Annotated in this window: 23 protein-coding genes and 1 tRNA gene; 8 read left to right on the plus strand and 16 right to left on the minus strand. The window is 71.0% G+C overall.

Going from position 1 to position 20,050, the window contains the following annotated elements:
* The first annotated feature begins 87 nt into the window (after positions 1–87).
* Entirely contained in the window at positions 88–1,158 is a 1,071-nt protein-coding gene (locus MUY22_RS47640; protein WP_247054966.1) for a DUF2855 family protein, read from the plus strand.
* Between the two features lie 30 nt (positions 1,159–1,188).
* On the opposite strand, the gene MUY22_RS47645 is transcribed toward MUY22_RS47640, so the two are convergent.
* On the minus strand, positions 1,189–2,376 hold the full coding sequence (locus MUY22_RS47645) for a cytochrome P450 (protein WP_247054968.1): 1,188 nt from the start codon (positions 2,374–2,376) through the stop codon (positions 1,189–1,191).
* A 254-nt stretch (positions 2,377–2,630) separates the two neighbouring features.
* Complete coding sequence (locus tag MUY22_RS47650) at positions 2,631–3,179, minus strand: TetR/AcrR family transcriptional regulator (protein ID WP_247054970.1); 549 nt, start codon at positions 3,177–3,179, stop codon at positions 2,631–2,633.
* A 142-nt stretch (positions 3,180–3,321) separates the two neighbouring features.
* Between MUY22_RS47650 and MUY22_RS47655 the strand changes: the two genes are divergently transcribed.
* Together MUY22_RS47655 and MUY22_RS47660 are read left to right on the plus strand one after the other, a co-directional pair.
* On the plus strand, positions 3,322–4,389 hold the full coding sequence (locus tag MUY22_RS47655) for an aldo/keto reductase (protein ID WP_247054972.1): 1,068 nt from the start codon (positions 3,322–3,324) through the stop codon (positions 4,387–4,389).
* Positions 4,390–4,427: 38 nt separating this feature from the next.
* On the plus strand, positions 4,428–5,462 hold the full coding sequence (locus MUY22_RS47660; protein WP_247054974.1) for an aldehyde reductase: 1,035 nt from the start codon (positions 4,428–4,430) through the stop codon (positions 5,460–5,462).
* Between the two features lie 12 nt (positions 5,463–5,474).
* Here the strand turns inward: MUY22_RS47660 and MUY22_RS49900 are convergent, their stop codons facing one another.
* From MUY22_RS49900 to MUY22_RS47680, 5 genes are all read right to left on the minus strand, one after another.
* The gene (locus MUY22_RS49900) at positions 5,475–5,648 is read right to left on the minus strand and encodes a response regulator transcription factor (protein ID WP_371827556.1); all 174 of its coding nucleotides are present in this window, start codon (positions 5,646–5,648) and stop codon (positions 5,475–5,477) included.
* Between the two features lie 136 nt (positions 5,649–5,784).
* Positions 5,785–5,913: a hypothetical protein gene (locus MUY22_RS49905; protein WP_371827557.1), complete on the minus strand. Its 129-nt coding sequence runs from the start codon at positions 5,911–5,913 to the stop codon at positions 5,785–5,787.
* A complete protein-coding gene (locus MUY22_RS47670; protein ID WP_371827558.1) occupies positions 5,910–6,089 on the minus strand; it encodes a hypothetical protein in 180 nt (59 codons plus the stop codon). The genes MUY22_RS49905 and MUY22_RS47670 overlap by 4 nt, the downstream gene beginning before the upstream one ends.
* A gap of 344 nt (positions 6,090–6,433) precedes the next feature.
* Complete coding sequence (locus MUY22_RS47675; protein WP_247054976.1) at positions 6,434–7,684, minus strand: putative PEP-binding protein; 1,251 nt, start codon at positions 7,682–7,684, stop codon at positions 6,434–6,436.
* A gap of 54 nt (positions 7,685–7,738) precedes the next feature.
* Entirely contained in the window at positions 7,739–9,565 is a 1,827-nt protein-coding gene (locus tag MUY22_RS47680) for an FAD/NAD(P)-binding protein (protein WP_247054977.1), read from the minus strand.
* A 386-nt stretch (positions 9,566–9,951) separates the two neighbouring features.
* Here MUY22_RS47680 and MUY22_RS47685 point away from each other — a divergent pair, with 386 nt between their 5' ends.
* Together MUY22_RS47685 and MUY22_RS47690 are read left to right on the plus strand one after the other, a co-directional pair.
* Positions 9,952–10,461 (plus strand): hypothetical protein, encoded by a 510-nt coding sequence (locus tag MUY22_RS47685; RefSeq protein WP_247054979.1) that lies wholly within the window; start codon positions 9,952–9,954, stop codon positions 10,459–10,461.
* A 257-nt stretch (positions 10,462–10,718) separates the two neighbouring features.
* Positions 10,719–11,207, plus strand: a complete 489-nt coding sequence (locus tag MUY22_RS47690) for a hypothetical protein (protein ID WP_247054981.1) — start codon at positions 10,719–10,721, stop codon at positions 11,205–11,207.
* Between the two features lie 242 nt (positions 11,208–11,449).
* On the opposite strand, the gene MUY22_RS47695 is transcribed toward MUY22_RS47690, so the two are convergent.
* Complete coding sequence (locus MUY22_RS47695) at positions 11,450–12,238, minus strand: SDR family oxidoreductase (RefSeq protein WP_247054983.1); 789 nt, start codon at positions 12,236–12,238, stop codon at positions 11,450–11,452.
* Positions 12,239–12,274: 36 nt separating this feature from the next.
* Positions 12,275–12,637 carry a nuclear transport factor 2 family protein gene (locus MUY22_RS47700; RefSeq protein WP_247054985.1) on the minus strand — a complete coding sequence of 121 codons (363 nt, stop codon included), beginning with the start codon at positions 12,635–12,637 and terminating at the stop codon, positions 12,275–12,277.
* Between the two features lie 78 nt (positions 12,638–12,715).
* Here MUY22_RS47700 and MUY22_RS47705 point away from each other — a divergent pair, with 78 nt between their 5' ends.
* The gene (locus MUY22_RS47705) at positions 12,716–13,510 is read left to right on the plus strand and encodes a MerR family transcriptional regulator (protein WP_247054987.1); all 795 of its coding nucleotides are present in this window, start codon (positions 12,716–12,718) and stop codon (positions 13,508–13,510) included.
* Positions 13,511–13,515: 5 nt separating this feature from the next.
* Here MUY22_RS47705 and MUY22_RS47710 read toward each other — a convergent pair whose 3' ends face one another.
* Positions 13,516–13,674: a hypothetical protein gene (locus MUY22_RS47710; protein WP_247054989.1), complete on the minus strand. Its 159-nt coding sequence runs from the start codon at positions 13,672–13,674 to the stop codon at positions 13,516–13,518.
* A 286-nt stretch (positions 13,675–13,960) separates the two neighbouring features.
* Positions 13,961–14,033: transfer RNA gene (locus tag MUY22_RS47715), tRNA-Asn, on the minus strand.
* A 164-nt stretch (positions 14,034–14,197) separates the two neighbouring features.
* Here MUY22_RS47715 and MUY22_RS47720 point away from each other — a divergent pair.
* Positions 14,198–14,374, plus strand: coding sequence for a hypothetical protein (locus MUY22_RS47720; protein WP_247054991.1), 177 nt, complete (start codon positions 14,198–14,200; stop codon positions 14,372–14,374).
* Here MUY22_RS47720 and MUY22_RS47725 read toward each other — a convergent pair.
* The 3 genes from MUY22_RS47725 to dnaG are packed head-to-tail and all read right to left on the minus strand — an operon-like array spanning position 14,371 to position 17,624.
* Positions 14,371–15,132: a trans-aconitate 2-methyltransferase gene (locus tag MUY22_RS47725; protein ID WP_247054993.1), complete on the minus strand. Its 762-nt coding sequence runs from the start codon at positions 15,130–15,132 to the stop codon at positions 14,371–14,373. The two genes, MUY22_RS47720 and MUY22_RS47725, sit on opposite strands and share 4 nt — an antisense overlap.
* A 49-nt stretch (positions 15,133–15,181) precedes the next feature.
* Positions 15,182–15,706: a hypothetical protein gene (locus tag MUY22_RS47730; protein ID WP_247054995.1), complete on the minus strand. Its 525-nt coding sequence runs from the start codon at positions 15,704–15,706 to the stop codon at positions 15,182–15,184.
* A gap of 1 nt (position 15,707) precedes the next feature.
* The gene (dnaG, locus tag MUY22_RS47735; RefSeq protein WP_247054997.1) at positions 15,708–17,624 is read right to left on the minus strand and encodes a DNA primase; all 1,917 of its coding nucleotides are present in this window, start codon (positions 17,622–17,624) and stop codon (positions 15,708–15,710) included.
* A 32-nt stretch (positions 17,625–17,656) separates the two neighbouring features.
* On the opposite strand from dnaG, the gene MUY22_RS47740 reads away from it, so the two are divergent.
* On the plus strand, positions 17,657–18,610 hold the full coding sequence (locus MUY22_RS47740; protein WP_247054999.1) for a sigma-70 family RNA polymerase sigma factor: 954 nt from the start codon (positions 17,657–17,659) through the stop codon (positions 18,608–18,610).
* Here the strand turns inward: MUY22_RS47740 and MUY22_RS47745 are convergent.
* Together MUY22_RS47745 and MUY22_RS47750 are read right to left on the minus strand one after the other, a co-directional pair.
* Positions 18,582–19,352 carry a hypothetical protein gene (locus MUY22_RS47745; RefSeq protein ID WP_247055001.1) on the minus strand — a complete coding sequence of 257 codons (771 nt, stop codon included), beginning with the start codon at positions 19,350–19,352 and terminating at the stop codon, positions 18,582–18,584. The genes MUY22_RS47740 and MUY22_RS47745 overlap by 29 nt on opposite strands.
* Positions 19,353–19,414: 62 nt before the next feature.
* Entirely contained in the window at positions 19,415–19,981 is a 567-nt protein-coding gene (locus tag MUY22_RS47750; RefSeq protein WP_247055004.1) for a carboxymuconolactone decarboxylase family protein, read from the minus strand.
* Between the last annotated feature and the right edge of the window lie 69 nt (positions 19,982–20,050).

Below are 20,050 nucleotides of genomic sequence, written 5' to 3' on the forward strand. Positions count from 1 at the left end.
CGTGACCGGGACCGCCCGGCGGCCACGATGGGCTGGAGCGCCGGACGCTCGCCCGGTCACGCGCACGATCTCCGGCAGGGAGCTTCGATGTCCACTGTGGACAACTGGCAGCTGTGGGTGCGGCGGGCCGACCTGACGGTCAGCGGCCCGCGGGCGGCGGCACACCCCACGCTCGCGCCGGGTGCCGTGCGGCTCGCGGTCGAGAAGTTCGCGTTGACCATGAACGTGGTCACCTACGCCCGGCTCGGCGACCAGACACTGCCGTACTGGAACGCTTTTCCGGCCCCGGCGGGGTACGGCCGGGTGCCGGTGTGGGCGTTCGTGCGGGTGATCGACTCGCGCAACCCCGCCATCCCGGTCGGCAGCAGGCACTTCGGCTTCGTGCCGATCGGGACCCACCACACGGTCGAGGCGCTGCCGACGTCCCGCGGGTTCGAGGACGCCGATCCGGACCGGGCCTTCATGCCGGCCTGGTACCGGACGTTCCAGCCGGCCGCCGAACCGGACGACCTGGACGACCAGCGGGCGGTGTTCCGGCCGATCTTCCCGGCGTCGTTCACCCTCGCCGCGTTCGTCGCCGGGCTGGCGGCCGACGGGATCAAGTCGGCGCTGATCACGAGCGCGTCCAGCCGGACCGCGATCGGGCTGGCCCACCTGCTGGCCCGGGACACCGGCCTGCCGGCGGCCGGGCTCACCTCCGCCGCCAACCACGGCTTCGCCGCCGGGATCGGCTGTTACGGCTCGGTGGCCCGCTACGACGAGCCGGCCGCGGTTTCGGTGCTCGCGCCGGCGGTGCTGGTCGACCTGACCGGCTCCCACCGGGTGATCACCGACGTCCACGAGCGGTTCGCCGGCGCGCTGGGGCACGTCGCGCTGGTCGGCTTCACCCATCCGGACTCCCAGCAGCACGGACCCGCGCTGACCGACCCGAAGCCGCAGTTCTTCTTCGCGCCGTGGGCGGAGAAGCGGATGGTGGCGGACGACGGCGAGAGCCGGTTCTACGCCCGCTACCACGAGGCCGAGCAGCGGTTCCTCGAGTCGGCGACCGCCTGGCTCACCATCCGCCGGCAGCAGGGCCCGGAGGCGATCGCGAAGGCGTTCGGCGCGCTGCTCGCCGGGACGGTGCCGGCCGGCGTCACGGACGTCCTCAGCCCGTGAGAGCCGGCTCGCGCTGGAGCGCCCGGCGGATCACCAGGTCACGAGCAGCTCGCGGGGACCGCGGAACATCCCGCCCGCGCGCCACGGGACGTCGTCGGCCGCGACGGCGAGCTCGAGCCCGCCGAACCGCCGCACGAGCGTGCTGAGCAGCACCTCGAGCTCCATCCTGGCCAGCTGCGCCCCGACGCAGTGGTGCGGCCCGTGGCCGAACGCGAGGTGCGCGCCCGATTCGCCGTCCAGGTCGAGCACCTCCGGATCGGCGAAGACGTCCGGGTCCCGGTTCGCCGCGTGCACCAGCAGCAGCACCGCGTCACCCGCGGGGATCGTGACACCGCTCAGTTCCACGTCCTCGGTGGCGATCCGCGGGAAGGCGGCGGCGACACCGAGCGGGATGAAGCGCAGCAGTTCCTCGATCCGCGCGGTCAGCCGGTCGGGCTCGCGCACGACCGCGGCCCAGCGGTCCGGCTCGCTCAGCAGCGTCCACACCATGTTGCCGATCTGGTTGATCGTCGCGTCGTACCCCGCGACGAGGACGACCCAGGCGAGCTGCACCAGTTCCGCTTCGGACAGCCGGTCGCGCTCGTCGCGGGCCGCCACCAGGGTGCCGAGCAGATCGTCGGCCGGTTCGCGACGGCGCCGGCCGACCAGTTCGACGAGGTAGTCGTTCAGGTCCGCGCGGTGCGCGCGGCGTTCTTCCGGGCTCATCGCCGACGTCGACAACGCGGCCGCGGCGCCAGAGTGAAATCGCGGCCGGCCCGCTTCGGGAATGCCGAACAATTCGCTGATCGTCGTCACGGCCAGCGGCACCGAAACGTGCCGCACGAAATCGGCGGGCCGCCCGGCCGCGCACATTTTGTCCAGCAAATCGTTCACCACGCGCTCCATGCGCGGGCGCAGGGTGTCCACCCGGCGTTTGGTGAACGCGTTGGCCACCAGCCGCCGCAACCGGCCGTGCGCCGGCGGATCGAGGGAGAGCAACGACCCGGCCTGGTCGGTCAGCTCCGGACGCACGCGGGGAATGTCCACGCCCACAACGGCTTCCCTGCTGAACCGGCTGTCGGCCAGCACGGTCCGCGTGTCGGCGTACCTGGTGACCAGCCAGCCGTCCCGTCCGTACGGCAGCCGGACCCGGGCCACCGGATCGGCCGCGCGAAGGCGCGCGTACGTCGGATCGAGGTCGAGCGCGTGCGGAGGGCTGAACGGATAAGCGTGTGCCACGGGACAGGAATCGTTTCCCGAGCCGCCCTCTGCCATGACCCCTCCACCGGTTAGCTTTGCCGACCCCTCGCAGTGATCTCCCGATCGTCGCGCACAGTAGAGCGTGCGCCTACCGGTCGTATCGCAACATCTCCCGCCATGCGCTGTCAGCAAGGCGGTGAAACGCGGGCGAATCATGATTGCCAAAGCCACTTCAGCCACGATTTCGGGAGCGAGATCGGCACACGCCTGCGCCCCCGAGCGACGGCGTCACGTCATTCGGCAGGGCCCCGGCGGAGACTCAGTCCGTCGAGGATCAGGGCGAGCATCGACGGCGACCTGTCCTCCGGTCCGGAAGCGGCACGCCAGAGCGCACCGGTGAGCTGCAGGAAGTCACGGGCGTCGGCGTCCGCGCGGATGGTGCCGTCGCGTTTGCCCGCGTCCAGGATCAGCGTGATGGCGGCGATGACCGGGCCGTAGGTCCGCTCGGTGATCGTCTGGTGCGCGCCGGGGCTGAGCGCGTCACCGAGACCGTGCTTCTTGCGCATCGCGTCGACCAGGTCGGTGGTCCACTTCCGCAGCGCCTCCAGCGGAGGCAACGTGGCCAGCGATTCCGCGACGGACTCGACGAGCCCGTCGACCTCGTCTTCGTAGATGGCCAGGACGAGCGCCTCGCGGGTGGGGAAGTTGCGGTACAGGGTGCCGGGGCCGACACCGGCGAGGCGCGCGATCTGGTTCATCGAGGTGTCGTCGCCCTCGGCGAAGGCCTCGCGGGCGACCTGCAGGATGCGTGCCCGGTTCTCACGAGCGTCCGAGCGAACCAACGTGCCCTCCCTGCTGTCCGTGTTGCGCCCACCCTATCCGGAGACTCCTCCACTACCGCGCTTGCTAACCGGAGCGCTCTCCACTACCTTAACTGGAGAGCGCTCCACTTACGGCTCGCCGGCTCAGGAAGGTTTCCCCGGCATGGAACTCGACGACTACCGCACCCTCGGCCGCTCCGGCCTGCGAGTCAGCCCGCTGACCCTGGGCACGATGACGTTCGGCGACCCGGGCTGGGGTTCCGGCGCCGACGTGTCGAAAGACGTGATCGCGCGGTTCCTCGACGCCGGCGGCAACACCATCGACACCGCCAACGGCTACTCCGAAGGCGCGTCCGAGCGGATCATCGGCGAGTACCTGGCCGCGCGCCCCGGCCTGCGCGATCGCGTCGTCCTCGCCACCAAGTACGCGCGAAACATGCACCCCGGCGACCCGAACGGCGGCGGCGCGAGCCGCAAAGCGATCTTCCAGCAGGTCGACGCCTCCCTGAGCCGCCTCGGCGTCGACTACATCGACCTCTACTGGCAGCACTGCCTCGACCGGCACACCCCGCTCGAAGAGTCGCTCGCCGCCCTCGACGACCTGGTGCGCGCCGGGAAGATCCGCTACGCCGGCCTCTCGAACACCCCGGCTTGGGCGGCGTCGCGGATGGCCACGATCGCCGAACTCCGCGCGTGGGCGCCGATCGTGGCGCTGCAGGTCGAGTACTCCCTGGTGCGCCGCACGGTCGAAGGCGAGCTGTTCGGCCTGGCCCGCGAACTCGGTCTCGGCGTCCTGCCCTACAGCCCGCTGGCCAGCGGCGTGCTCTCCGGCAAGTACACCCGCGAAAACCCGACGCCCGCCGGCTCCGGCCGGGGTCCGCTGGCCCAGGCCCAGCTCGACGGCACCCACGCGTTCGAGGTACTGGACGTCCTGCGCGACCTCGCGCACCGCTTGGACACCACGGTCGCCGCGGTCGCGCTCGCCTGGGTGCGGCAGCAGGCTCCCGTCACGTCCACGCTCATCGGCGCCCGCTCGGTGGCCCAGCTCGAGGCGAACCTCGAATCCCTGCGCGTCACCATCCCCGAGGACGGGCTGCGGAAGCTCGACGACGTGGCGGCTCCCGACCTCGGTTACCCCTTCCCGTGGCTCGCGACGATCGCCGTTCCGCTGCAACAGGGCGGCACGCGGATCAACGGCGTCGGCTCGGCCGGCTACCGCCGCGCGGTCTGACCCGCACGGTCCACGATCACTTCGAAAGGGTGCAAATCATGGCAGAAGTCCTGGTCACCGGCGGCTCGGGCTACATCGGCAGCTGGTGCGTGCTCGCGCTGCTGGCCGACGGGCACTCGGTACGCACCACCGTGCGGAACCTGAAGAGGGAGCCCGAGCTGCGGGCCATGTTGCGCGCCGGCGGCGCGGCCGACGACGCGAAAGTCACCGTCCTGCAGGCGGATCTCCAGCAGGACGCCGGCTGGCGCGAGGCGGTGGAGGGCTGCGACTACGTGCTGCACGTCGCTTCGCCGACGCTGACGAGCGTGCCCGAGAACGACGACGAGATGGTCGTCCCGGCCCGCGACGGGGTGCTGCGGGTCCTGCGGGCGGCCCGCGACGCCGGCGTGAAGCGGGTCGTGCTGACCTCGGCGTTCGGCGCGATCGGCTACGGCCACCCCGAGGCCACGCGCGTCTTCACCGAGGACGACTGGACCGATGTGGACGGTGGGATCCCGCCGTACCAGAAGTCCAAGACCCTCGCGGAGAAAGCGGCGTGGGAGTTCGTCGCGGCAGGCGGACCGGAACTGGCCGCGGTGAACCCGGTGGGTGTGTTCGGGCCGGTGCTGGGCGCGGACTACTCGCCGTCGCTCGGTCTGGTGCAGCGGATGCTCGACGGCGAGCTGCCGGCGTCGCCCCCGTTCGCGAGCGGGTTCGTCGACGTGCGCGACGTCGCCGACCTGCACCTGCGCGCCATGACCGACCCGGCCGCGGCCGGACAGCGGTTCATCGCCATCTCCGGGCACAGCCTCTGGGTCCGCGAGGTCGCGGCGATCCTGCGCGCACGGCTGGGCGAGCGCGCGGCGAAGGTGCCGACGCGGGAACTGCCGCTGTGGGCCGCGCGGGCCCTCGCCCGGGTCAACCCGGCGATGCGTGTCCTGCGTCCGCAGCTGGGCAAGAACTTCGACGCCACGTCGGAGAAGGCCCAGCGCCTGCTGGGCTGGTCACCCCGGCCGATCGAGGACACCATCACCGACACCGCGGAGAGCCTGCTGGCGTTGAAGAGCGCCACCGTCCGACGGGCCCGCCAGTGATACCCACCGATGTCACGCCGGGTGGATGAGGCGGCTTTCGTAGGCGAAGATCACGGCCTGGATCCGGTCACGGAGCTCGAGCTTGTGCAGGATCCGCCCCAGGTGGGACTTCATAGTCGCCTCCGCCAGGTGCAGGGTGGCGGCGATCTCGGCGTCGGACAGGCCGGAGCCCACCTGGACGAGCACCTCGCGCTCACGGGCGCTGAGCCTGCTCAGCCGCTCGTCGCGGGCGGTGGCGGCGGCGTCGGGCAGGTGGTGAGGATCAGCACCCTGGTCTGCGGGCGGTTCCGGATGATCTGCCGGATCGCCTCGATCCCGTCGGTCACCGGCATGCGTCGGCGCCGTCCTCGGCTTCGCCGACCGGTACCAGGTCCAGCCGGGCCTCCAGGACCGTGCTGAACGCCATGCGCAGCAACGCCTCGTCGTCGGCGATCAGGACGCGGATCGTCATGCGGACGCCGCCGGGCCGCCGAAGACGAGACGGGTGTGCACGCCCCAGCCGCCGCCGGGCAGCGGTCCGGCCGGCACCGTCCCGCCGTAGCCTGCCGAACGCTCGCGCATGCCGGTGATGCCGTTGCCGGCGTGGGTGACAGGAGAGGTCGGCGGCCCGGTGTCGGTGACGTCCACCGTGACATGGTGTAGTCGCCGTCGTCGCAGCCCTCCTGGCGGTTCGCGCCCCGCGACCCCACGTCGTAGGCCAGGCACAGCCCGCTGTCGGCGTTGGCCCACCGGTAGGTGCCATCGGCGACGACACCGGCCGGCTAGACCTTCCCGGTGGTGGCCGCCGTCGCCGGAACGGCGATGCCGGCGACAGCACGGATCAGACCGCGTTTCACGCTCGCCCCTTTCTCGATGCCCACCGGACCACCCCGGGCAGCCCGGTCGGCTCGTCGGTGCTACCCAGCGGCAGCCCGCGATCAAGGTGCCCGGCCGAGGCGTAGAAAGTCCTCAGCGGCGCTTTGGTGTCCTGGTCACGAACCCGAGCCCGTCGAAGCCGGTCCGGCTCGCCGATGGGCCAGTTGCGCCAGTTCCGCGGTGCACATCATCAGCGTGCGCGTCGGCACCTGCCGGAGGTAGTGGTCCACGTCGGCACCCAGCACGAACACGTGCAGCGGCAACCCGGTCTCCCGGCACGACTCGACGGCTCCGCGAAGCGCGGCCAGCACCGCCGGGTGCCGGGTCTCGTACGACGAAGCGACCAAATGGTTGCCACGATCCGCGGCGAGGTAGAACTGGATCAGGTCCTTGGTCCCGATGAACAGTTCGTTCGCTCCCGCACCGAAGAACCCGGCCGTCGAGTGCACGGCGGCCGGTGTCTCCAGAAAAACGCCGAGCGGTGTGTCACCGGGAAGGCCGAGGTGCCGCCGCAGCCGCAGGAACTCGTCCTCGTCGTTGATGAACGGTACGGCGAAGCCGACTCGCTCCGCGTCCCAGCCCAGGCGGTCCTGCAGGTACGCCCGCAGCGCCCGGAACGCGCGCGGATAGCGGCCCTCCGCCAGCAGCCACCGGGCGCCGTGGAGGCCGAGTTCCGGGTTGGGCTCCTCCGCCACCGCCACCCCCGTCGTGATCCGGGCGGCGTCGTCCGAACGGAGGTCGAGCAGCCGCATGACCAGGCGCTGGCCGGGGACGAGCTCCTTCACCATCGTGCACAGCTCCGCAGCGATGGCTTCGCCGTAGCGCTCGGCCTCGCGATCCCCGGCCCGGAGCGCGTCGACCGGGCTCAGACCGGCGGAGAAGCAGACGAACTCCTCGCGGACGAAGAAGCAGTTCACCTGCTCGACCAGCGGCGCTAGGTCATTCGTGGACCGGATGTCGGCGGCGTCGGAGATGACCACGCAGATCGACTCGAGGGTGTCGAGGCTGCCCCCCGGGAGCCGCGCCCGCTGCGGCTCGGCGTCGACCCCGCCGAGAACGACGGACTCGCGATCGACCCGGATGGTGACTTCGCCGACGAACGCGTCCGGCTCGAACGCGTCGACGCGCAGCACCGGGATCCCCCGCGAGCGGCACAGCGACTGCATGTGCCCGGTCCGGCCGCCGCGGGCGCAGATCACGGCAGCCGAGACGACGATCGCGTCGTAGAGGTCGGGACCGAGCGTCTCGGCCACCAGGACGGTGCCCTCGATCGGTTTCCCGGTGCGGTTGCAGAGACCGCGAACGCTCGCCCGCGGTGAGCCGACGAGCAGGGAACCCGGTATTTCACGCAAGCCCGGTCGAGGCATGGCACCATGCTGGCCGACCTCCCGCCGGCGGCGCGTCTTCCTCGTTGCTCCCCGTCACTCCACTGTGGACGGCTCGGCGAGCCCGAGCAGGCCACGGAGTTCGCGCGGGGTGACGGACAGGTCGTTGAGCTTCTCCGTGGCGGCCGTGTTCACGGCGGAGCGCAGGGCGCGGTAGGTCCACGGGACCTCGCCACCGGCGGTGTCACGAATCCGCCCGAGGCTCATCTCGAGCCGGGTCGCGAAGGCTTCCCGGTCGTGCCTGAGCCGAGCGGTCATCCGGTGTACATCGAGCACGACCGAACGACCGAAGTCCTCCCCGGGAACTTCGACCACCGTCGCGGCATGCTCGTCGTAGCAGGATTCGAGCCGGCGCAGGACGGTCGCGGCGACGCCGACCGAATGGTTCTTGATCGCGGCGAGGTTGAAGGTGAACGCACCGATCCGGCCGTGCCGGACGATCTCGTCGCCCTCCCGCGGGCCGCCGACCACGGAGATCGGGCCGGACGCGACGCCGGACGGCCCGAGGAGGGCGCCGTCGGCGTCGACCTCCACGCCGCGCCCGGTTCGCCGGTGCCCTACGGCGATCTCCTTCCGCAGGAGCGCCGCCCAGAGCGCCGACCCGGACCGGCCGTAGTCCGGCTCGCGCCCGAAGTTCGAGATCACGAGATCCGCTTCGAAGGTCTGCGCCGACGACCCGGCCACCGATACCAGCAGCGTCCCCGCCTCGGTGCCGGCGATCCGGTCGACCCTTCCGGTGACGAGGGTGATCTGGCCGCCGTCGTCGATCGCCGCGTCGACGATCCCGGTCGTGTACGCGACCGCGCCGACCCGCAGGGTGGCCAGCAGCGTCCCGTACTGGTCGAGCAGGGCCCGCAGGTCGGCCGAGGGGATCCGGGCGAGCACCTCGGGCAGGTGGGGCTCCCACGATTTCGAGACCCGTTCCGGCACGGTCACCGGCGCCACTTCGGGGTGTTCGCGGGCGACGATCGCGCACGCCCGTTCCCATTCGGCCGTGACGCGGCGAAGAAGGCTTTCACGGCCTTCGTAGCTGTCGCTGTGCAGCAGCGGCGCCGGCAGCGCGAGCACGCGGTGCCGGTGGTCCGGCGGATAGGTCCGCAGCATCCGGCCGGACCGGGAGATCATCGCGATCTTCCCGGTGTGGCCGCGCCGCAGCAGCAGCGTGGCCGAATCGTACGCGGTGAGCAACGTGCCGATGATCGCGACGGTGGCGTCCTTCCCGGCGCCGAGGATGCGCGCGATTCCCGCTTCGGAGTAGGGATGGCGCACGAAGGACGGGTGGTGGACCACGTCGGCCGCGAAGGGAAGGTCACGTTCTTCCAGGCCCGTCGCGATGACGACGTGGTCGGCGCGGAGCGTGGTGCGACCGAGGTCGTTGCGGGACACGGAGAATCGCTCGACGACGACGTGGGCGTGGCCGACGCCGACCTCCACGTCGACCACCTCGCCGTCGGCTTCGACGAGGGTGACGCCGTCGGCCGCTTCGCGCGCGGCCCGGGCGAGACGGTCCGCGAGGTAGCCGGCGTAGATCCGGCGCGGCGCGGGCCCGGACTCGGTGAAGGTGAAGCCGCTCCACTCCGGGGGCCAGCCGGTGCGGTCGGCTTCGTCGTTCGCCCAGGCCACGAAATCGTCGACGTCCTCGCGGAACATCGACATCCGGCCGGCCTGGATGTTGAAGACGTGGTGCCAGTGGTTGCCGGCCGGGTGATAGGCCACGCCGGCGCTGCGGTATTCGGGACGGCGCTCGATCAGCATGACCTGCAAGGGTTCCCGGGCGAACTGGAGGAGTCGGACGGCGGTGGCGGTGCCACCCAGGCCGGCGCCGACGATGACCACCCGGCGAAGCCGGTCCGAGAGCCGCATCGCGCCACTCCTGTCCTGTCGGCTTCGCGAGTCGTCACGAACGGCGCGGGTGCCCGCTCTCGATCAGCGAGCGATGAGATTACCTTGCGTCGCCCAGGATACGCGGCGTCCGATCGTGTCTGCCTCATCACCCGACCGGATATTCCGGCTACGCCACGACGTTATGGGCGTCCAAGGTCATCTTCCGGTGAGGGAATCACCGGTGACCCACGCACGGGCCGGCTCACCCGGTGGTGTGCGCGTCGCGGGCCGGAGTGCGCAGCAACTGCAGCCGTACCTCGTCCCGCATCCGCTCGAGCCGCTGACCTGCCGTCCGGTCATGCCGAAGAGCGGACGCGTCCTGGCACGCCGGTCTTTCCCGGTGACGGATGGTCTATCGTTCCGCCATGCTCGATCGCATCCGCGAAAACACCCGCGCCGCCGCGCTGCTGGCGGAGGTGTTCGACTTCGACGTCACCCGCCTCGAGCCCGTCGAACCGGTGCGGCTGGCGTCTGACGGCGAGTTGCGCACGGTCGCCGGCGACGCCTCGGGCGGCACGTTCTTCGTGTGCGACGACGGACCCGTGCTCTACGCCGGCTCCGAAGGCGGGGCCGGGATCGTCGCCGCCGACCTGCACGCCGTGATCCGCCTGGTCGTCGGCGTGCCGACCTGGCACGACGTCGTGTCGGACGCACCTGACGTCAAGGCGATGCACGCCTCCTTCGAATCCTCTTACGCCGAACTGAAATCCGACGAACCCCGGATCGGCCAGTTCCGCTCCGAGGTCACCGCGGAGCTGGGACTCGGCCAGGTCGCCGTCGAGGACCTGCTGGCCTCGCTGAGCAGGTGCCTGACCGAACTGTCGCCCGGCTACCTGCTGCTCAACGAGAACGGCGACGCATACGACCCCCTGTGACCGGGGCAAACTGGGCTGTCCCAGGGAGGCTCGAACAGGCAGCCGGGTAGGTGCGCCTTGAGCGGGCTCCTTGCGATGGCAGGTCGATGACACCTGCCACGGCGACACATGCCGACGAGCAGTTCTTCGGCGCCATTGACGCGGGTCTGGCGGAGGCGGTGCGCCGCCGGACAGGCGACGCCTGGTTCCGGTGCACGCCCGATCGGAGCGCTCGCGCGTACCGTGTCGAGAGGAAGCCAGACCTGGGGAGGCGTCGGATGCGTGGACGTTATTGGCTGCCGCTGTCGTACGTCCTGCTGGCGGCCGGGCTGTGGCTCTGGACGGGCAGCTGGCAGTGGTTGCTCTGGGCGGTCCCGATCGCGCTCGTCTTCACGTTCCTGGTCGTCGTGTCCGGGTTCAGCATGGAGTTCACGATCCGGCGGCGGTGGCGTGAGATGCGGAAACTCGCCGCGCGGATCGGCGCGCGCGAGGGCGAGCTGGTGCGTGAGAGCCGGCGGCGGTGGGCGGTCATCGGCCACCAGGCTTCGATGTGCTGGCAGACCATCCGCCCCGGCACGGTGACCGAGGTCCGGCGGGCGCTCGCCGGCAGAGTCAGGGCCGCCGGCTACATGTCCCACTCCAACGGTCACTGGTGGGCCGGGAACAGCAGGATCACGCTCACCGCCACCTTCCGGACCGAGCACTGCTTCCACGTGATCCCCGAGGGCCACGTCTTCACCGAAATCTGCATGCGCGAGACGCTCTAGTACTCCAACCGCACTTCGTCAGGATGGGTGGCGTCGTCGACAGTGGCTGGTGTTGGTCGCGCCGGCGCCGGCGCGACCAGGCCCGGACATGAGCCTGGGCGGGAAGTCGGCGGTCCGACCGGCTGAGCGGAGGACCGATCCGTGACGTGCGTGGTCATACGTTCTCCTTGTGATGACGGGTGGCGGATGCGCCGCCACCTGGTGGGTCGAGCTGAGCGCTCGTCCAGGCAACGGGGAGGGGCTCAGACCGTCGGAACGGTCCCGCCGTCGATCACGTACTCGGCACCCACGATCGCCGAGGCGCGGTCCGAGACCAGGAACCCGACCAGGTCCGCGATTTCCGCGGTGTTCGCGAACCGTCCCAGCGGTACCCCGCCCAGGGAGTCGTAGATGGTCTGCTTGGCTGCTTCACGGGTGAGTCCGTTGCCCTCGGCGATCCGGTCGACGAATCGTTCGTAGGCTTCGGTCTCGATCCCGCCGGGGCTGATCGCGTTGACCCGTACGCCGCGCGGCGCGAGCTCGTTGGCCAGCCCCTTGCTGTACGTGCGCAGAGCGGCCTTCGCGGCCGCGTACGCCAGGGACGCGTCGTACTGGGGCAGTTCACGCTGGATCGAGGTGAAGTGCAGCACCACACCCGCCCCGGACTCGATCATCGCCGGGAGAAGAGCCCGATCGAGCCGCACCGCGCCCAGGAAGTTGAGGTTCAGCTCGGTGAGCCACTGATCATCGGTGATGACCGCGAATCCACCAGCCGGCGTCGACGCGCCTCCGACGACGTGCACCAGGATGTCGAGTGCGCCGCCGGCCTCGGCGATTCGAGCGGCCACCGCGTCGGTGCCCTCGACCGTCGTCACGTCCGCTTCGATGAATCGGTCGGGATGCTCGTATCCGCCGGGCATCGTTCGCGCCGTCACGTACACCTCGGCACCCATCTCTCGCAGCCTCTCCGCGACGGCCTTGCCCGAGCCCTTCGAACCGCCCGTGACCAGCGCCCGGCGACCATCGAGACGATCACGATCTGAAATAGACATTTTTCTCCACTGAAGATCGACGTGGCGCGGGTTCGGTCAAGCTGCGTGGTTGGCGATGACGAGTCCGGCGATGAGGTCGTCCCGCAACGCGAACCGGTAATCGAGCTCGGCGACACCACCCGGGAAACTGCCCTCGAGCCGCACGGTCACCACCCAGTGGGCGTCGTCGACGCGGCGAGCGCCGAGCTGCTCGGTCGTGTACTCGAACTCGGACCCGGCGTCCCGCAGGAACGCGTGGGCCTTCTCCCGGCCGCGGAAGGTCTCGCCCTGGTCGACGAGCACCACGTCCTCGGCGAGGAACGACGAGGCGGTGTCGGCGTCGTTGACGACGTGGGCGGCGAAGAACTCGCGCACGGTGGCCGGGAGCAGATCGGACGGGAGATCGGTGTGCTGTGTCATGAGCACATCGTGTGACCTCGCGGCGTGGGAGGGTCAAGCCGTGGACTCTCCCCCGGGGAGAGAGTCCACAATGGAGACATGCTGAGCATCGGGGAGTTTTCGCGGCTGACCCACTTGAGCGTGCGGACCCTGCGTCGGTACCACGAGGCGGCCCTGCTGGAACCCGCCGTGGTGGACGAGACCACCGGTTACCGCTACTACGGACTCGACCAGATCCCGATCGCGCAGGTCATCCACCGGCTCCGTGAACTCGACGTGCCACTGAGCGATGTTCAGCGCATCCTGCGGACCCCCGACCCCGGTGTCCGGGCGGCCCTGGTCGCGGACCACCTGCAACGCCTCGAGGCCGTGCTCGACCGCACCCGGGCCGCGGTCGTGTCGCTGCGGCGCCTGCTCCAGCCGGACCCCGCGCCGATCGAGGTCGAGCTGCGTGCGGAGCCCGCTCGGACAGTCGCGGCGGTGGAGGCCGTAGTCGGGCATCGCGACGTCGAGAGCTGGTTCGCAGGCGCGATGGCCGAATTGGAGGCAGCCGTCGGCGACGCCGTGACCGGACCGCCGGGCGGCTGCTACGACAACGCCCTTTTCGAACAGGAGCGCGGTCACGCGCTCGTCTACCTGCCGACCGCCGCGCCGCCGCGCACCGGACGCGTGCACCCCGCAGTTCTCCCGGCCGTCGAACTGGCCGTCACCACCCACGTCGGCGAGCACGACGGCATCGAGGTCACGTACGGCGAACTCGGGACCTGGGTGGTGGAGAACGCGATGTCGGTGGCCGGGCCGGTGCGGGAGGTCTACGCAGTCGGCCCTCGTGACGCAAGCGATCCCGCTGCGTGGCGCACCGAGATCGGCTGGCCGGTCTTTCGCGTCACCTGAAACGGTCAGTGCGGAACGAAGTCTTGGAACAGCGAGGCTGCCCGGGGGGCGTCGTCGGAAGTGATGACCAGGCCGATCAAGTCGATCGGCTGCCGCGAGGCTCGTGCCGACGTCGGCACCAGCAATCCGGAAGGCCGGTTCGTCAGCTCCCGGGCGCCGATCACCGGCAAAGTCGAGCCGGGATGTGTCAGGCCCGGACGAGCGACAGCCAGGTACGAACCAGCCAAGCCGAACGGCTCGCCACCGGTCCATGCCCATATCGCACGCCCGATCAACTCATCGGAGTCGCCGGGCCGGCGACGGGCATTCGTAACAGCGCGACCGTCCGACCATCGTGCCGGCCGGCGGCGTCAGCGGTCGACGGGCCGCCGTTGGACGATCGTCAAGACAGACACTAAATCGCCCCTAACCCGGGTAGCAAAAAAGCCCAGGTCTGAGACCTGGGCTTTGCTCCCCCGCTTGGACTCGAACCAAGAACCCTCCGGTTAACAGCCGAATGCTCTGCCAGTTGAGCTACAGGGGAATGTCGCTCTTTCCGGTGCCGCGCTCTCGCCCGACAAGAAGAACTTTAGACCATCCCCGCAACCCGGTTCGCACCACCCCCCACTTAGCGCAACCGCCCCCTGCGGCCGGTTTTCCTGGACAATGGACAGTCGGACGACCTATCGACGAGAGGCGTGGACACGGATGAAGAAGTTCCTGCTGGGCGCGGGCCTGGGCTACGTACTGGGCGCCAAGGCAGGCCGGGGGCGGTACGAGCAGCTCGTGCGCACCTACCGCCGGGTCGTCGACCATCCGATGGTCCAGGGTGCCGCCGGGGTCGCGCGGGCCAAGATCAGCGAAAAGGCGGGGCGCCGGCGTTAGACCTGCGCGACGACGAACACGCGGCGGAACTCGAACCACGTCGTGCCGTCGGTGCGCGTGGGGTACGCCTTGTCGAGCCGGGGGGCCAGTTCGGCGCGGAACCGGTCCCACGCCTCATCCTCGAGGACCGCGCGGATCGGGCGCAACGCCGTTCCGGTGATCCACTCCAGCACCGCTCGCGACCCGCGCAGCGGCTGGACGTACGTCGACTCCCAGGCGTCGACGCCGCAGCCGGCGTCGGCCAGGAGGTTCGCGTACTCCAGTGGGGTCGAGACCGCGTCGTCCTCGCGCAGGACGACGTCGGCCAGCTGTGACGACCAGGCCGGAGACGCCGCCAGTTCGCGGGTCAGCGCGTGCGACGGGGCGTCGAAGTTGCCCGGGACCTGCACCGCGAGCCACGCGCCGGACGGCAGCTGCCCGGCCCAGCGGTGCAGCAGGTCGCGGTGCCCGGGCACCCACTGCAGGACGGCGTTCGAGACCACGACGTCGGTGTCCGGCGCCGGCGTCCAGTCGTTGACGTCGAGCACTGCGGCGTCCAGGCCGCGGGCACGCGCGGCCGCCACCATTTCGGGTGAACTGTCGCTGCATTCCAAAGCGGCACCGGGCCAGCGTTTGCCCAGGTCGACCGTCAGGTTTCCGGGGCCGCAGCCGAGATCGACCACCCGCCTGGGTGAAACCGCGCCGATCCGGGACGTCAGGTCGTAGAACGGCCGGGCCCGCAGGTCGGCGTAGTCGAGGTACTTCTCCGGATCCCACACAGGCGCCTCCCGAACAAACAGTACGCGTGTACTGAGTACGAGCGTACTGCTATTCGGCGGCGGTGGCCAGCTTCGCGGCGACCTGCTCGGCGATGGCCGCCACCAGCGTGACGTCCGTGCCCGGGTCCGGCCTGACCTGCAGGACGCTGCCGTCGCGGCCGGGGACCTTGCGCTGGACGAACCACGCGCCGCCGTCCCCGATGTCCTGGCGGTGCCTTGAGCGCACCGAGCCGTCGACGCGCAGCCGCACGTGGTGCGGCACCCGGCTCGGCTCCGGCAGGCTGAACCGCACGGGCGCGAGGTCGCTCAGCACGACGGCCGAGCCGACGGTGCCGGACTCGGCCGACTCGGTCAGCGTGAAGACGCTGTCCTTCCAGGCCGCCTTGCCGATCAGGTGCCAGCCGACGCGGCGCGCGCCGCCGGCGCCGTCCGGGATCCACAGCCCGAGCGGCGTGACGACCAGGTGCCCGCCGCCCTCGACCGGGGCGCTGTCCACGACGTCTTCGCCGGCGTCCAGCGAACCGGCGAAACCGTCGGGGGTGCGGTCGCCGAGCAACCGGCGCAGGAAACTCACGTCAGCTCCACGAGCTGGCGGACGCCTGCTCGCCCAGCGACTTCTTGTACTGCTCCAGCGCGACGAGGTCGCCGAAGAGGGCGCGGTAGTCGTCCGGCGCCTCGACCGGCGACAGCCGCTGCAGCTTCCCCTTGATCTCCGAGATCTGCCGCCCGACGAGGCTCTCCTGCAGCCGGGCGAGGATCGATGAGATGTAGCGGGAGTCGACTTCGTCCTTGGCCTGCAACGGTTCCACGGCCAGCTCGGAGAGCACCCGGCGGACCGTCCCCTCCGGGCAGTGCGCGGCCGCCGCGTCCAGCAGCGACGGGCCGGTGAGGCCCGAACCGGCCCCGCCCGCCTTCAGCACGGCTTCGTGCACCGCGATGTACACCGGGTGCGTGAACGCCTCCAGCGGCAGCGCGTCGTACTCCGGCCCGGCGATCGCGGGCTGCTGCAGCGCGGCCTTCAGCGCCTCGCGCTGGATCGCGAACCGCGGGTCCTTCGGCGCGGGGCGGGCGACGTCGGACTCCGGGGCCTTCACCTCGGGAGCGCCGACGCGGGCCGGCTGCTTCAAGGGCGCGCCGCCGCGCTTGTCGGTCGCGCCCGCGCTGCCGCGCACGCGGTTGACGACCTGGGCGACGTCCTGCCAGCCCACCCACCAGGCGAGCTTCGACGCGTAGCCGTCACGCGCGGCGCGGTCCTTGATCGCCGCGATCATCGGCACGGTCTTCTGCAGCGCCGAGACCTGGCCGTCGACCGAGTCGAGGTCGAAGTTCTTCAGCGTGCTGCGGATGGCGAACTCGAACAGCGGGATCCGGCGCGCGACCAGGTCCTTGACCGCGCTGTCGCCCTTGGCCAGGCGCAGCTCGCACGGGTCCATGCCGTCCGGCGCGACCGCGATGTAGGTCTGGCCGGCGAACGTCTGGTCGCCTTCGAACGCCTTCAGCGCGGCCTTCTGGCCCGCTTCGTCACCGTCGAAGGTGAAGATCACTTCGCCGCGGAAGGCGTCGTCGTCCATCATCAGCCGGCGAAGCACCTTCATGTGGTCTTCGCCGAACGCCGTGCCCGAGGACGCCACGGCCGTCGGGACGCCCGCCGCGTGCATCGCCATCACGTCCGTGTAGCCCTCGACCACGACGACCTGGTGCCGCTTCGCGATCTCGCGCTTGGCCAGGTCGAGGCCGAACATGACCTGGGACTTCTTGTAGATCGGCGACTCGGCGGTGTTGAGGTACTTGGCCGAGATCCGGTCGTCGTCGAACAGCCGCCGCGCGCCGAAGCCGACGACCTCGTTGCCGACGTCGCGGATCGGCCAGACGAGCCGCCGGTGGAAGCGGTCCATCGGGCCGCGCTGGCCCTCCTTGGACAACCCCGCCGTCAGCAGCTCCTTGACCTCGAACCCGCGCGTGAGCAGGTGCTTGGTCAGTTTGTCCCAGCCGCCGGGGGCGTAGCCGCAGCCGAACGTCTTCGCCGCGGCGGCGTCGAACCCGCGCTCGGACAGGAAGTCCCGCGCGGTGCGCGCCTCGTCGGTGACCAGCTGCTCGGCGTAGAACTCCTGCGCGGCGCGGTGCGCCTCGATCAGCCGGCTGCGGCTGCCGCGGTCGCGCTGGATGGTCGCGCCGCCGCCCTCGTAGGTGAGCCGGATGCCGACCCGGTCGGCCAGCCGCTCGACGGCCTCCACGAAGGTGATCAGGTCGATCTTCTGGACGAACTTGATCACGTCGCCGCCCTCGCCACAGCCGAAGCAGTGGAAGGTGCCGTGCGTCGGGCGGACGTTGAACGACGGGGTCTTCTCGTTGTGGAACGGGCAGAGGCCCTTCAGGCTGCCCCCACCAGCGCGGCGCAGCGCCACGTACTCCCCGACGACCTCGTCGATCCGGCTCCGCTCGCGCACCTCCGCGATGTCGCTGTCCCGAATCCGTCCTGCCACGCCGCCCACTCTAGCCGCGCCGGTTGCGGCACACTCGGGGCATGGCCTCCACGCCCACCGCCCAGGACACCCTCGCCGCGCGGTTCGCCGAGCACCGCGGCCACCTGATCGGGGTGGCCTACCGGCTCACCGGCACCCGCGCCGACGCCGAGGACGCCGTCCAGGAGTCGTGGCTGCGGCTGGCCGGGCTCGACGACGCCGGGCAGGACGCGATCCGCGACCTGCGCGGCTGGCTGACCACCGTCGTCGGCCGGATCTGCCTCGACCGGCTGAAGTCGGCCGCGGCGCAGCGGGAGCGCTACGTCGGCCAGTGGCTGCCGGAACCCGTCGTGACGCCGTTCGGGCAGCCGGTCAGCGAAGACCCGCTCGACCTCGCCGTCCGCGACGACGGGCTGCGGATGGCCGCGCTGGTCGTGCTCGACAAGCTGACGCCGGAGCAGCGCGTCGCGTTCGTGCTGCACGACGCGTTCTCGCTGCCCTTCGCCGAGATCGCGGACATCCTCGGCTGCTCGGTGGACGCCGCGCGCCAGCACGGCTCGCGCGGCCGCCGCGCGCTGGCCGACGCGGACCCGGCGCCGCGCGCGCCGCTGGACGAGCAGGCGAAGGTCCTCGAGAAGTTCGTCACCGCGCTGCTCGCCGGCGACATCGGCGCGGTCGTCGAGCTGCTGCACCCGGACGCGGTGCTGATCGGCGACTCGGACGGCAAGGGCCGCACCACGCGCCAGCTCATGGTCGGCGCCGACAAGCTCGCCCGCTTCTTCGTCGGGCTCATGCGCAAGTACGCCCCGGAGAGCGTCACCCGCGGCGCGCCGGTGCTGGTCAACGGCGACCTCGGGTTCTACCTGCCGCCGCTGCCGGAGCGCGAGGGTTTCCTGGCGCTCGACGAGCACGTCCAGGCGATGAGCGTCCGCGACGGGAAGATCGTGGCGATCTACGACGTCGTCAACCCGGACAAGCTGACCCGGATCACGCGTCCCGGCGCCGCGCCTTCGTGATCCCGGCCACCAGCACGAGCACGGCGAAGGCACCGAAGTAGGCCAACGCCCAGCCCGGGTCCAACGGCGAGTCGGACAGGCTCGCCGCGTTGCCGCCGTCGCGACCGGCGTTCGCACCGCCGGAGCCGCTGAGGAACTTCGTGACGGCGTTCAGCGGCAGCCACCGGTGGATCGCCTGCCCGGCCCGCGGGATCAGCGTGACGACGTTCTCCGCCATGAGCGGGTAGCCGACGAGCAGCGCGACCGCGCCGGCGGTGTGGCGCACGAGCAGGCCGACGCCGACCCCGCAGACCGCGGCGAGCGCGAAGACCGGGCCGGTGCCGGCGACGATCGTCCAGTCCGCCGCGCTGTCGAGCGCCAGATCGGCGTCCGGGGCGAGGATTCGCGCGACCAGCCAGGCGAGGAACGCGGCGGCTTCGCCGAGGAGGACGGCGTACCCGGCGACGACCGCGGCCTTCGCGGCCAGCGCCGGCCACCGGCTCGGGACGCCTTGGAAAGTGCCGTGGATCGTGCCGGACTGGTACTCGCTCGTCACGGAGAGGGCCGCGAGCACCAGGACGGCGACCAGGCTGAGCTGGAAGCCGAACTGGGTGCTCGCGACGGTGGGCGGCAACCGGGACTCGGTGGCCGTGAGCGCGGTGAGCACGGCCGGCGCGACCAGGGCGACGACCGCGAAGAGGCCGCACGCCCACGGCGTGGCGATGCTGAAGAGCTTGATCCGTTCACTGGCGACGAGGTGCATGCCGGAACGGTCCCGCGGCGCGCACCCCGGGCGCGTCCCACCGGGGTCTGGTTCCCGGGGTCCTACGGGAGCGGGACCCGGCAGGCGTCGCCCGAGGTGAAGCCCTGCTCGACGACGCCGAGCGCGCTGTTCATCCGGGCACGGGAGTTCTCCAGGCCGATCTGGTAGGTCAGCTCGATGACGCCGTCACGGCCGAACTCGCGCACCAGCTCGGCGACCTGCTCGTCGGTCACCGTGACCCGCTCGGCGGACATCGCGTCGGCGTAGGCGATCGCGAGCCGCTCCTGGGGGCTGAACGCGGGCGACGTCGCGTAGCCGTCGATCGCCTTCAGGCGTTCGACGTCCAGGCCGTCGTGCTTCTGCAGCATGGTGCCGAAGTCGACGCACCACGAGCAGCCGATCCGGGTGGCGACGCGGTAGACGGCCAGTTCGCGCACGTTCGCCGGCAGCTTCTTCGACGCGCGTTGCACCATCAGCTCGTGCACCGCGTTCGCGCGCAGCAGCCCGGGGTGGTGCGCGGCGACGGCCATCGGTTCGGGCACGGCGCCGTACTTCCGGCCGGCGACGCGGTAGAAGAGCTTGAGCAGCGGGCCGGCTTCGGTGGTCTTCTTCGCGGCGATGCGGGGCATGTCCGTCTCCATTCGTCTCGGTCGTCTCGGTCGGGAGGGGGACGAGACGGCGGCCGGGGACGTGACACG

Source organism: Amycolatopsis sp. WQ 127309, assembly GCF_023023025.1.
GTDB lineage: Bacteria > Actinomycetota > Actinomycetes > Mycobacteriales > Pseudonocardiaceae > Amycolatopsis.

What these genes read in the sequence shown, in the direction of transcription:
- MUY22_RS47690 (WP_247054981.1), top strand. Translation starts at nt 10,719, where the DNA reads ATGCGTGGACGTTATTGGCTGCCGCTGTCGTACGTCCTGCTGGCGGCC.
- MUY22_RS47640 (WP_247054966.1), top strand. Translation starts at nt 88, where the DNA reads ATGTCCACTGTGGACAACTGGCAGCTGTGGGTGCGGCGGGCCGACCTG.
- MUY22_RS47675 (WP_247054976.1), bottom strand. Translation starts at nt 7,684, where the DNA reads ATGCCTCGACCGGGCTTGCGTGAAATACCGGGTTCCCTGCTCGTCGGC.
- MUY22_RS47750 (WP_247055004.1), bottom strand. Translation starts at nt 19,981, where the DNA reads ATGCCCCGCATCGCCGCGAAGAAGACCACCGAAGCCGGCCCGCTGCTC.
- MUY22_RS47700 (WP_247054985.1), bottom strand. Translation starts at nt 12,637, where the DNA reads ATGACACAGCACACCGATCTCCCGTCCGATCTGCTCCCGGCCACCGTG.
- MUY22_RS47685 (WP_247054979.1), top strand. Translation starts at nt 9,952, where the DNA reads ATGCTCGATCGCATCCGCGAAAACACCCGCGCCGCCGCGCTGCTGGCG.
- MUY22_RS47655 (WP_247054972.1), top strand. Translation starts at nt 3,322, where the DNA reads ATGGAACTCGACGACTACCGCACCCTCGGCCGCTCCGGCCTGCGAGTC.
- MUY22_RS47680 (WP_247054977.1), bottom strand. Translation starts at nt 9,565, where the DNA reads ATGCGGCTCTCGGACCGGCTTCGCCGGGTGGTCATCGTCGGCGCCGGC.
- MUY22_RS47745 (WP_247055001.1), bottom strand. Translation starts at nt 19,352, where the DNA reads ATGCACCTCGTCGCCAGTGAACGGATCAAGCTCTTCAGCATCGCCACG.
- MUY22_RS47695 (WP_247054983.1), bottom strand. Translation starts at nt 12,238, where the DNA reads ATGTCTATTTCAGATCGTGATCGTCTCGATGGTCGCCGGGCGCTGGTC.
- MUY22_RS47705 (WP_247054987.1), top strand. Translation starts at nt 12,716, where the DNA reads ATGCTGAGCATCGGGGAGTTTTCGCGGCTGACCCACTTGAGCGTGCGG.
- MUY22_RS47720 (WP_247054991.1), top strand. Translation starts at nt 14,198, where the DNA reads ATGAAGAAGTTCCTGCTGGGCGCGGGCCTGGGCTACGTACTGGGCGCC.
- MUY22_RS47660 (WP_247054974.1), top strand. Translation starts at nt 4,428, where the DNA reads ATGGCAGAAGTCCTGGTCACCGGCGGCTCGGGCTACATCGGCAGCTGG.
- MUY22_RS47740 (WP_247054999.1), top strand. Translation starts at nt 17,657, where the DNA reads ATGGCCTCCACGCCCACCGCCCAGGACACCCTCGCCGCGCGGTTCGCC.
- MUY22_RS49905 (WP_371827557.1), bottom strand. Translation starts at nt 5,913, where the DNA reads ATGACGATCCGCGTCCTGATCGCCGACGACGAGGCGTTGCTGCGCATG.